The sequence below is a fragment of the Nostoc sp. genome (assembly GCF_036916985.1).
Classification (GTDB): Bacteria; Cyanobacteriota; Cyanobacteriia; order Cyanobacteriales; family Nostocaceae; genus Nostoc.
In genome coordinates this window covers 17,686-29,991 of the sequence record NZ_JBALFD010000079.1, presented here as the reverse complement: position 1 = coordinate 29,991, position 12,306 = coordinate 17,686, and the positions used below count along the sequence as shown (strand labels likewise).

6 protein-coding genes are annotated in these 12,306 nt (G+C 39.2%); all 6 read right to left on the bottom strand.

Going from position 1 to position 12,306, the window contains the following annotated elements:
- Positions 1-250 precede the first annotated feature (250 nt).
- On the bottom strand, positions 251-1,051 hold the full coding sequence (locus V7L07_RS25190) for a DUF928 domain-containing protein (RefSeq protein ID WP_335061546.1): 801 nt from the start codon (positions 1,049-1,051) through the stop codon (positions 251-253).
- Between the two features lie 60 nt (positions 1,052-1,111).
- A complete protein-coding gene (locus V7L07_RS25185) occupies positions 1,112-3,427 on the bottom strand; it encodes a CHASE2 domain-containing protein (protein ID WP_335061545.1) in 2,316 nt (771 codons plus the stop codon).
- Positions 3,428-4,182: 755 nt separating this feature from the next.
- The gene (locus V7L07_RS25180) at positions 4,183-5,430 is read right to left on the bottom strand and encodes a DUF1822 family protein (protein WP_335061544.1); all 1,248 of its coding nucleotides are present in this window, start codon (positions 5,428-5,430) and stop codon (positions 4,183-4,185) included.
- Positions 5,431-5,449: 19 nt separating this feature from the next.
- Positions 5,450-7,090 carry a sigma-70 family RNA polymerase sigma factor gene (locus V7L07_RS25175; protein ID WP_335061543.1) on the bottom strand — a complete coding sequence of 547 codons (1,641 nt, stop codon included), beginning with the start codon at positions 7,088-7,090 and terminating at the stop codon, positions 5,450-5,452.
- A 179-nt stretch (positions 7,091-7,269) separates the two neighbouring features.
- Positions 7,270-10,023, bottom strand: a complete 2,754-nt coding sequence (locus V7L07_RS25170; protein ID WP_335061542.1) for a CHAT domain-containing protein — start codon at positions 10,021-10,023, stop codon at positions 7,270-7,272.
- 75 nt (positions 10,024-10,098) lie between these two features.
- A complete protein-coding gene (locus V7L07_RS25165) occupies positions 10,099-12,231 on the bottom strand; it encodes an NHLP family bacteriocin export ABC transporter peptidase/permease/ATPase subunit (protein WP_442936087.1) in 2,133 nt (710 codons plus the stop codon).
- Positions 12,232-12,306: the final 75 nt, after the last annotated feature.

Sequence of the window (12,306 nt, the reverse complement as noted above, 5' to 3'; positions counted from 1 at the left end):
ATGCAGATGTTGGTATTTGCTGGACATTCAAGAGGCAGAAGGTAGAAAGCAGCTATGCTGGAGGAACCCACCCTCAAAAAAGTGGGACTTAGACTGTAGGCGTTTTATACCTTGCTGCAAGCAGTCTCAAAATTATCAGTTAAAATTCGGCTTTCAACCCAGAACTAAAGTTTTAATTGATACTCTTAAACTCCTAACTCCTGCCTTTCTTGGTACAATTCAGTATTAGTTCTGTCGGTTAATATAGTGGTTAACGAGTACAGCACTGTGTAATAGTTTCGCTGGCAACATCTTCCAAGCCAACAGACTTTAACAGGTCTTGCCAGTTAGAAGCTAGGACGGTATCTTTTGGTTTAGCAAGGCGGAGTTCGCTTAAAAGTGTCAAAGCATCTTGCCAGATGCCTGCTTGAGCATAAAGGGCGACACGTTCTTGTGGTGTTGCTGTCCCTAAGCGACGGACTAGATCGCGGTTCGGTTCTATTCGTTGCACTAACCCTTCGACAGCAATATCCTCAGATTCTTCAGAGGAGGTTTGTGATTTGCAATCAACTAAGAAGTACCAATGATAATATTTACCAATCTCTAGTGGTTTCTCTGTTGTCGGAACGCGAAGGCTAATGACTCCGGGTGTTCCCGACAAGTTAATTAACAGAGGCTCTTTGGTGATAGAATTATTGTTTTCATCTAGTACTACAAACTTGACAACATTAATATCTTTAATTTGGTAAGGAACGTAAAACCAAAAGGTAGGATGTTCAGCATTTGTTAACCCCAAAACAAATTTTGATGAGGATGTGTCTGTAGTTCTTAATTGCTTTAGTTTCAAATTTCTTGGTATCAAGGGTACTAATGCAGTTAAAGGTATGTTCGTATTTGGACAATCACCACGCGTTCCTGCTCCTTGGCGATCTCTAGGCGCACCTCGGTTTTCTGGTTCCTTTTCTAAAGTTGGCTGAATAAAGCGGATGGTACTATTCGAGTTATTGTTAGATGGTTGTTGAGATTGTGCAGGTTGTGTAAGACTAACTACTATAAAAGTAAGACTAAACACTAATATCTGCAGAAATCGAAAATTTATTCTAGTCATAATCAAGTTTAGTTAAGTATTTGGTTAGTAAACTCTAGTAAAAAGACGAATTCCAAAAGCAGTAGTTATTAAGGCAAAAACAGTAGGAACAAACGGCACCCAACCACCGAATAGCAAGAGAATAAAGCAGCATCCATATAAGGTAATCAGTGCAACACCAATTACCACTGCTAGTTGCGATCGCGACCAACGATACACAGCGATTATTCCTCCTACTAACGACCAGCCGCACAGCCAAAGAATTTCACCCCATAGAGGCCAGACCCATAACAGTGGTCGGTGATTTATAACGGCACTAAGAATTTGGCTAACCATCTGGGCGTGAATTACTATACCTGGTACTTGTTGGTAGGGCATAGTTTTTGTACTGTAAGGTGTCAGGAAAGAATCTTTAACACTGTCAGCATCAACACCGATCAGCACAATCCGATTTCTCACCCAATCGGGATTTAACTGACCTTTGAGTACTTGTGCGAGAGTAACTTGTTGAGCAACATCGCGCGAGGCGCGATAGTTGAGCAGCAATTGGTGACCTCCCGCATCAAATTGTTGATAAGCACCTGTAGGGATATTTATAGGTTTAAAGACAACCTTGCCAAGTTGCAAATATCCTTCGTTGTTAATTTGGGATTGAATGCCCTTTTTTGCTAGATAGTGACTTGCCAATTGCCAGCTTAAGGAGTAGCGTGTTTTACACAGGGATTCTGGATCTGGAGTTACGGCTAATAGCTGACGCCGAACTACAAAATCACTATCTAGCACAACATCACTAAAGCCGACGCGATCGCCTGAAATTTCTGGCGGGGCTGAAATACCAGGCGCTTGTGTCTTGCCTCCACTGAGTTTACAAATAGCAAAAAACTTGTCACTTTGGTGCAGGCGAGTTGCTAAATCTTTATATTGAGGTTCTACTGTGAAATCACGATAGATATCTAAACCGATCGCCCTTGGTTGGTATAATTCCAATTTCTGCATCAGCTTTTGCAATACCTCATCTGATAACGAGGATTTTTGCCTCTGCTTTTGAGCTTGAATGTCTGCTTCTGTGATTTTAACTATCAATAGGCGTTGGTCTGGGCCTTCATCTGGTCTGATCTGCATCATCGAATCGAAAGCCGACAGTTCCCATTGCTGCATGATTCCTAGCGAGCGCATTTGCAACACCAAGCCTGCGATCGCCATACTTGCCACTAATGCTGTTTGCAGTCTCTGTTTTTTGAACCAAGGGGAAAATATCGCTTCTGTTTGCCCGCGTAACCCGTTCCATGTCAACGGTTCTTCTGCTGGGTTCTGGTAAATCATTGGCAACCAAGAAGCAGTCGGAAATTCATCTTCTAGACCTTGTAACCTTTCTCGTGCGTAACGTGCTGCCAAATAGTAAGATTGACCCCCTGCGAAAGCTGAGAGGAAATTCTTTAAAAACTCTTGAGCAACAAAATCCGGCACATTCTCTCGCATGATAATAACTTCGGGAATATGCAAATCGGCTAACTGCGATGCCAATCCCAAACCGTCGCAGGAGTTAAAAATAGCAAGTTTTAGACCTTGTGCGATCGCATATCTCAAAGCATTTTTTAATTCGGGTATGGTTAAACTACTGGTTTGGTTAATATGTATTAAACCTGTATCTTCTTGAGTTTGACTATGCCCTGCAAAAAACAGAATATCCCAACCTTGTTTATCCCATAACCATTTATCTAATTCTTGGCGTGAAGGCTCTACCAAAAATACTGTTGAGGCATTAGGTAATTGCTTTAGTAAAGTTTGGTCTTTCTGAATATCAATTCCTGTACTATTACCCAATATCGCTAATATTCTAACTTGTCTACCATTTTTTTTGGGTAATACTTTAATTCGCTCATAAGTTGGAGGAGTTAAAGCTACTTCTGCTTTTTGGTAATCTTCAAAAAAGTTCCATAGATGCCAAGGTAGTCGTCGTAGCAGGCGATCGCTTGTTTCAATAATCACCTGAAATTCTTCGTCTAAAGTCAATCTGGCTCGTAATTGTTGGTCAATTTTGTGAAACGAATTTGAGTTGAGCCAACTATTAATTTGCTGATGTAACTCCTGACAAACTTCAGTAAAATCAGTTTCACTAATATTATTTAAACCAACTGATTCCATTTCAATTAAAGCTCGACCATGAAATCGTTGTTGGAGTGCTTGATAGATTAATTGATAGCGTTTATAAAGTTCAGCAATTTCTGGGGCTGCGGGTAAACTACCTGTAAATTGCATCGGACGAGAGTTGTTATTTTCCCACAATTGTGCGTTAACAATTGAGAAGCCATCACTTAAGTTACCTTTGTCTAAATTTATAACAACTAACTTACCCATCATTAATTACTAAAATTTTTAGATAACATTAAAAGTACATTTTTTTCCAAAAAATTAATATCACATTTTAAATTTTTGCTTTGAAATTGTGAATTGATTTGATAGATAAACTTTGACAATTATATTATTAATTTTCACTTGTTGGGGATTATACAAAATATATTTTTATATTTAATATCACCTGAAATATCACCTGAAGTTTACTTAAGAGTAACTGCTAGCTATTACGAGGATAGACGCGGTAACGCGCAGGTGCTTTCATAGTAGAATTGTATCATTTAGTCTACTGTTATGAATCAAGAATATAGACGATGAAAATATAGCGTTACATCTCTTTAAGCTTATTTGATATTTGTAACTAAATACCAAAAAAAGATATTCACTCCAGAGTGATTAGATACATTAATTCAGGCATTCAAAGACTTAGCACAAAAGATAAATTTTATATCAATGTTCTATGAAGATGTGCTTAACTATTTTGGAATATGGCGGATTATCCTCAGAAAATCTCTGCGTCCCTTTGCGCTGAAAAAAAGCTAGGATTTGGTGCAGCCTTACAAAGAAACGGTATTAGTATCTTTGAAATTAACAAAGAAGAAGACCGCGTTCATTAAAAATCAAAGCCGCGCTACAAGTGCGGGGCTTGAATGCTACTAGTTTTGGTCAGTCCGATTAGTAGTTGAAAGACCCCGTTTGGCTGACTCTTTTATGCCTCTTAACGCGTCCACAGCAGTGGTTCGCCCCCTACCTTCTACTTATCAAATCACAAAATCTTCTGTAATGCTAAAATTACCTAGAATCAATTGAATACTAAAGCTAGTTACAGGCACACATTTAAAACGATTTAGTGAAATATAGTAATCTTGAGTTCTAGATTCAACTACTTGTAAAGTCTGTCCTGAACTTGAAAGTACTAGTTTTAAATGGGGTAGCAAATACTTTTGATTACCAGTAGGATGTACTTGCACTAAAACACTAGTTTTTCCCTCTACTTCTTCAGTAAGAGCAACCAGCAGCGCTACAGTTTGTTCTCCTAATTGCATTCCCAAATCAATGAGTTTAACTCCATTGACAACAGATACCTTAGAAGCATCAAAACTTCTGGTAGCAAACGCTAAATTTCCCAACTGTGGCGTATTTACTAGCGTATCAATGGATTGCCAACCTATCTCAAAAACTTTATCAAACCATTGACTTAAATTTACTTGTATTTTATTGGGTGCAATGTTAGCAACAGATGAAATCTCACTTTGCAATAAACCTAAACGCTGATTGTAGAGTTGCTGCCGCCATTGTTCATTAGCAAGTAGTGCTGCCCATTGGCTAAATGATACATCTGTACGTAAACGCGGTGAATAAATAGATGGATTAGCTAAAGTTCGTAACAAATCTTGAGCTTCATCTGCTGATAAAGTTGCTAAAGATGGCACTTCTTCTCGAAAATTCAGTCCTAGTGTTGCCAACAGGATGGTAAAGTTTTCTGTTAACTCATCAACTGCTAAAGAATAAGTGCGATCGCTTTGATTATATCTGGCTTCGTTCTTCAATTGACGATGAGTTGCAAAGCCACGTACTGCCATCCAACACTCATCTTCATCATCCAAATTTACCTGTACTGCTAAGTAATAGTCAGCTATCCAATTGGGGATATCTACCCACTCTTGCGGTACAGACAATTCTTCTAAATCTATGGTTTCAGTTGGCAATAGTATTAGCCGTGTTTCACCTACTTGAATAGCTATACCATTCACTACTTCCAAAATAGTAGGTAGAGTATCTTTTTCAGGCCATATTGAGGGTTGCGGCCCAGATTCTTCTTGCAGCCAATCTTCAAGCCAACTGATGAAATGATCCAAGCAAATATGATTAAGATATGAATTGTAACGAGCGATAGGATTAGAGTGGTGTTGTCGGCTATATTGCCATGCTCTTTTTTGCTCTGTTCCTGCAATCTTTAACCAAAGATGCTTTGTGTTGTTACTTGCTAATTCCATTAAGTTAAACATTCGCTTCACCTACTTGTATTTACTTAGATTTTGGGAAATATGCGTTAAGAACGATATTAATCGTTTCTTCTATTTCTAATTTTTTGCCTGAATTATCTCTAGTTCGGAGAATTGATTTAATTAGAGATTTATAATGTTTTGATAACCATTTCTCTAAATACTCTTTTATCCAAACATTTATCTGTTCGACCAAATTTACTTGGAGCTTATACTTAGTTTGAGAAAGCTTTTCCTTTACTTCAGTTTGCTCAATACCTAATTTGTTGGCAACTTTTATTTCACTCAACTTGTGACCGTAACAAAGTTGAAAAAGTTCTTTTTCTTCCAAAGAGAGTTTTTTGATACCTGACACTAAAGTTGCTTGAATCAAATCTGAGTGTAAGGGATTAGTGTAATCTTGCTTTAACCAATTTGTCACATACTCCTTTACCCATTCTTGAGATTGTGATATTCCTGCTAAAGTTTCTAGCAGTGTAATTGTGGACTTTTTCAAATACCGAGAAATCGTACTTTGATTAATTTCTAACCTAGCTGCTAACTGTTGTTGATTAAGTCCAAACCCATAGTAAAGCAGCAAAAGTTTTTGAGATTCAGGTTTCATCGCTTCTAGTTGCTCGCGTAAAGACAAACTAGTTTTTTTGTTGAGAAATTGCTGACTTTCTCCTAGTTCTTCTGCTGAGTCGTGCCATTCCAGTTCTAAAGCTTCCTCTTGGATGTCATATTGTGCTTCATATCCACTACTAGTTTGTAAGGCATCAAGAGACCATTGAGGTACTATAGATTTTGGATAGTTTTGTAATGCTGCAATAGAATTTTCCATCCAAGATTGCATCTGCTTGGCAGTAATATGAGTTGAAGCAGATACCTCATGAGGTGCAGAAGGCAAGACTTTCTCTGCATTGTAACACTGAGCAGCTTGTTCAAAATCTTCTCTATCTGGGTCGGGCCATTTCTGACCATTTTTTCTGGCAGGGTTTTGAACTTTGTTAAATAAATAAACTTGTTTAAAATATTTTTTAGCAAAAATAACCTGAGAAATATTAGGTTCGCTCAGTCCTGATACTTGCAGTGCTTCTCTTAATTCTTTATCACTCTTTTTAGATAACATTCGCCACCGAGAAAACTTTTTAACTCGCATTTCATCTTTAATATTGTTTTCTAAGGCTGTTGTTACGTATGTCTCAATATTAGATTGCTGCAAGTTATATTTATACAATATTTCTGCTAATTTCAGAGGATCGTAAATTATCACTCTGGCAAAACAGAGATATTCTTCCCACTTTTCTTGATTTTGATATTTACATATATTTTTAACTGCCCAATAGCATTTTTCTTCAAAATAGCTTGCTAGATGTTCCAATGCTAATTGTTGTTTGTTTGCTGGTTCCCAATCTGCTACTATTTGAAATTCTTTAATAGCTACAGTTCGCCAAAACTGCGCTAGACCATTTCCTTTATCTTGCTGCCGCCATAAACTATAAACTTTCTCATTTCTTTGTGTATATAGTTCTATGTTGCGTTTTAAATAAGGTTGATATTTCCATTGCAGTGTTAATCGACCATTTTGATGATTAAGCATGAGATAAGTAGAAAATTTATCAGTATTGTTCTCACGCTTTGGTAGTGTTGAGATGCCATCCAAGTTAACAAAGTTTAACATCTTCGTTGAGTTGATTTTATTTGCTAAGTAACAGTGTTATGTAATTTACTTTAAAAGTATAAATATCATACTTCTCCTTATTTAATTCAGATTTTAATAACTTGTTGAGATTCCAGTAGTTTTCAGGTCAATAGACTATACTGTACAAGCATTTAACTTTATGCACGCTTCTATGCAATTTACAACCAATTACCGACTAAAACGTAAGGTGCCCAATAAAAGGGGTGTTCTTGGTAGTTCTGGAAAATGAACTCCTGGGCGTGACGCAAGGCTTCTGATTTGCTCAAGCCAGGGTTGTTTTTTAACTGGCGATAGAACTCGCCCATCAAGATGGCAGTCGATTTATCGTCTACTTTCCACAGAGAAGCAAGGGTAGTACGTGCCCCAGAACGCACGGCGACACCTGCCAATCCTAAACTAGCGCGTTTATCTCCGGTAGCTGTTTCACAGGCACTTAAAACGAGTAATTCGATTGGAGAAGGTACTTGAGATGCACGTCCGGCCACTGGTTCTCTGGTTTGCAATACCTCACGCAACTGCTTAACATTAATCTTGCCATTCCAGGTAAGAATAAATGTATCTTCCTGTTGGGAACTGAATTTGCCGTGAGTTGCCAAGTGTACTACAGGGTAAGAAAGAGAACTAACTTGCTTTTCAATGACTGTATTGGTAAAGGCTTGGTTGATGAATTCTTTAGAGGGAATAACTGCTTGGATTTCCTTGAATTCATCGGCGACATTTGGTAGAGAACTAAAACCTAAGCGTGATTGAGTTAGTCCGCCGATTAAAGCCTCAAATCGTTTTGGTTTTAATTTGGGTTGTAGCAGTTGCAAACCAGGAGATAAAGCAACGCTGTAGTTTTCTATGAGATATTTTTTGCCATCGTAGAGGGCTGCCATTGGAATATTTCGCAAGGAACCATCTAATACAAACACTAAGGTTTTGATTTGGCTTTGAGCCAAGTCTGCCTCTAAAGGTTTGATTAACCAATTGTATACTTGCTGAGAAAGCACCTGGCGATCGCTAAAAGTATAGCGTTGTCTGAGTTTTTGCTGTAACTGTTCTAGTACTTTGTCTACCTCGCTTTTTGCTTTGTAAGTCCTGTAGTGATGAAGTTGCTCTATATGCGGCAACTTGACAATCACCTCTACACGGTCTGCCAAAATAATTGGGTAGATGACTGCTGTGGCAGGATTAGCATTATCAACCACCTCGTCAATTGGGGTTGGCTGAACAATTGAACAGGCATCTCGAAAAAAGTTGTCTAGTTCAGCTAACTGTAATGCTTCAATCACATCACGAGCTTGCTTTAAGTTTTTCAGACTCGGTTTCTCAGGTTGTAACAATAAAGCAACTAGCTGCCGATATACTGGTTCTACGCGATCGCGCAAGTCAAACTGAATATCAGAATTGAGGGACACCAAATCAGTACGTAAAGACTTGAGAGTAGTTACTGCTTCAGTGTAAGCTGCCACTGCTGCTTGTGAATTTCCCTGTGCCAAGAGTAAACGACCCAACTGCCATTGCCATTCAAAGGCAATATCTGATGCATCAATTACCTGTGCGAGGTTCAAGGCTTGTTCGGTGTATTGCCGAGCCAGCGATAATTGTTTAGTCTGTTCGTATAGCTGACCCAAATTACCTAATGCGTAAGACTGGGATCTTTGGTCTTGCAGGTCTTGGGCTTGTTGCACAGCTTTTGTTAATATCTGAGAAATTTTATCTTGATTGAAGATGGACTTTTCTTGTGTCTTTGTGTTTTGACTTGCTTGATTGAGACATACTAAACTCCGAGCAAAGTTTACCTGAGCATAGACTACGGCTCGACTTGGGGTGAGAGTTGTTAGATTAGATTGTAATAATTCTAACTCTTCATTCGAGAAATTTTGCCCAAGAGATAGTAATACAGTTAGGCGATTGAGTTGTGCTTGAATTTTAGCGATCGCTGATGTAGATTTAATCGCACTTTTATAATAGAAGTCTGCGGCATTTTGATAATATGTTTTAGCATTTTCTGAAATCAAACCGTGGTTACAATCTAGTGGTAGAGGATTTTCCTCACTGCTCGTGTCACGTTGTAGACTTTTGTTACCAAAACTATATAAAGTATTACCTAAGCTCAACAAAGTAGCGCTTTCCTCTTGAGGCGATCGCAGATTTTGAGCCATTGCTAAACTTTGCTCAAGTAGCTGCTGAGACTTTTCTAAATCGCCCCTCACTCTTAAGGTATTGCCTAAACTACGTAATCCTAAAACTTTTAGTAGAGAGTTTGGCTGTGCTTGCAGATTTTGCTCCGCTTGCTCCCAAATTTTCATCATTCGAGTAGAAAATCCCAAGGATTCGAGGGCTGTAGCTTGGTTAATTAAACTACCAATCTGACCTACTGGATCATCGATTTGAGTATAGGTTTTAGCCGCTTGTTGCCATGATTCTAAGGCCAATTCAGCTTGTCCTAACGCTAGTTGTAAACTACCTTGAGTATTAAGAGCAAGAGCTAAAATGCGTTTTGCCTGCTCAGTACTGGGCTTTGCTTGAGTGATTAACTTTAAACTGCTAGAAATTGTTGCCTTTGCTTGGTTCCATAGTCCTAGTTTCTGTTGTGTTAAGGAGAGATAGCTTAACGCTAAAGCTTGGTTCAACTCATCTCCTTGAGATTCATATAGCTGTGCAGCCTGCTGCAAACTTTGCGCCGCCTGAGCAAATTTTTCTGTTTGGTAAAAAGTTCTGCCTTGTTGTATTAGGTGTTCGAGGTTTGTTGGTGGTGGAACTTTTTGTATAATCGACTGTTCTGAAAAACGGGTAAGTTTAGATTCAGCCGGAAGGATATGAAAACTCAAGGTAAAAATTAGCCCCAACATAGCTAAAAGGAGAATTCGCAATCTGCGTTGCCATATTTGGCTTGTATAAAAGTATAAACGCACTTTTCTTGGCATATCTTGTTCCTTTAAAGCGTTGGTCAAGTAATATGAATTGACATTCGACCTGAATCCTTAGGAAATTTTCTCACTTCAGCACTCGCTACGGATTAATTGCAAATAATATCCTTCAACTTGTTGCAATTCTTCATGAGTACCCCGTTGCACGACTTTTCCCCGTTCGAGGACAATAATTTCATCACAATCGCGGATAGTACTCAGCCGATGCGCCACAATAATGCAGGTACATCCGCGCTGACGTAGTTTTTGGTCAATAATCTTTTCTGTCTCAGTATCCAGAGCGCTTGTTGCTTCATCCACAATCAGAATAGAGGGGTTGTTAACCAAAGCACGAGCAATTTCCAAACGCTGTCTTTGACCACCGCTTAAATTAGTAGCTCCTTCTGAGAGTTTACTATCATAACCTCCAGGTAAGGAGAGTATAACATCGTGAATTGCTGCATCTTGACATGCTTGCACTAAGGAACTTTCAGGCACAGTAGTGTCCCAAAGGGTCAAATTGTCCCTGACGCTACCAGCAAATAGTAAAATATTTTGCTCTACGAAGGCGATAGAATTGGCTATGACTTGGCGAGGAATTTGGTTTCTGGGTTTGCCATCAAACTTAATTTCTCCCTGAGTTGGTTCGTACAGCCCGCATATGAGTTTGGCAATGGTAGATTTACCAGAACTACTCTTGCCAATCAGGGCAACTCGCTGTCCTGGTTTAATTGATAAATTAAAGTTTTCAATCAAGGGAGTTTCAACTTCGCCGTAACTAAATGTCACATTCTCCAACTTGACATACCCTTGCAATTTAGGTTCAAGGTAATCAGCAAAAACTTTCTCTTGTGCTTGCTGTGTTTCCTCTGCAAACTCAGGAACTACCGGGTTTTGCAAAACATCATCCAAGCGATTTAGGCTACCCTCAACTTCTTGGAGATCGCTACCAAGATTAACAAGATTATTCACAGGTTCCATAAAACTTTGCATTAGTCCCTGAAATGCTACTAGCATTCCGATACTCAGGTTACCATCCATAACCCGCAGTCCACCAATAACTAAAACTAGCATTGATGTAATTGTTGATAGGAACGAGGGCAAAATTCCCAAAGTCTGGTTAGTTATATTTACTTCCTGATACGCGTTAATCGCTTTGGCATAATAACCCGCCCACCGAGCAAAGAAATCAGATTCTAACCCAGATGCTTTCAAGGTTTCCATACTTTGAAGACCAGAAATAGCTACCCCGCTAACTTTTCCATGCTCCTGGATTAATCTGAGATTAGCGTCTACGCGCCACCGAGAGATTTTGTGCAAAGTCAGGAGATTTATGGCGACAAAGATAATCCCAATTGAGGTCAACACTGCATCATATTGCAGCATCACAATAGCATAAAAAATTACCATGACTGCGGCGATCGCCGTTGTGGCTAACTTCCCTGAAAGCAGATTGGCTAATTTATCGTTAAGGTGGATGCGGCTGCTGATTTCTCCAGCAAATCTGCAATCGTAAAAACTTATAGGTAAGCGCAGAATGTGCCATAGAAATCGGCTGGACATACCCACAGATAACTTAATTTTCATCCGGCGGAGAAACTTTAACTGTAATAATGTCAACAGTCCATTGACAATTGCTGTCAATATCATTCCTAACAAAAGTGGTCGCAACCAATCTTGCCTGTTTTGCACTAAAACATTATCTATAAACATTTGGGAGAATATAGGTGATGCCAGTCCGGGAATCACCAGTAAAAATCCAGCACAAATGCAATAAGCCAGTACCTCGCCAGACCCTTGCAGACGTTCCCGCAAACCTAGAAGAACGTTAGGTTTGCTACCACCTTTTTTGAACTGTTGACTAGGTGTAAAAAGCAGTACAACACCTGTAAAACTTGCATCAAATTCTTGCAGAGATACAGACCTTGGCCCAGTTGCGGGGTCATTGAGATAAACTTGCTTGTCGCTAAACCCCTCTACAACTAAGTAATGGTTAAAATTCCAAAAAACGATGTAAGGGCATTGCAACTGTCGCAGTCCATCCAAGTCTGCTTTCATACCTTTGGCATTCAAGCCGTAACTTCTAGCAGCCTTGAGTATATTTATAGCTCTGCTGCCATCCCGCGATACCCCGCAATCTTGACGCAATTGCGGTAGGGGTACAATCCGATTGTAGTAACCTAGAATAATTCCCAAAGCAGCAGCACCACATTCTACCGCCTCCATCTGCAAAACAGTTGGGGTACGACGGCGAATTTTCCTATATCCAATAGTTAGGATTTTTTTGACAAAAGTTATCGC

Bases quoted from the DNA above. Each gene is read 5' to 3' on its own strand.
- V7L07_RS25165 (WP_442936087.1), bottom strand. From the start codon at position 12,231: ATGGAGGCGGTAGAATGTGGTGCTGCTGCTTTGGGAATTATTCTAGGT.
- V7L07_RS25170 (WP_335061542.1), bottom strand. From the start codon at position 10,023: ATGCCAAGAAAAGTGCGTTTATACTTTTATACAAGCCAAATATGGCAA.
- V7L07_RS25180 (WP_335061544.1), bottom strand. From the start codon at position 5,430: ATGTTTAACTTAATGGAATTAGCAAGTAACAACACAAAGCATCTTTGG.
- V7L07_RS25175 (WP_335061543.1), bottom strand. From the start codon at position 7,090: ATGTTAAACTTTGTTAACTTGGATGGCATCTCAACACTACCAAAGCGT.
- V7L07_RS25185 (WP_335061545.1), bottom strand. From the start codon at position 3,427: ATGATGGGTAAGTTAGTTGTTATAAATTTAGACAAAGGTAACTTAAGT.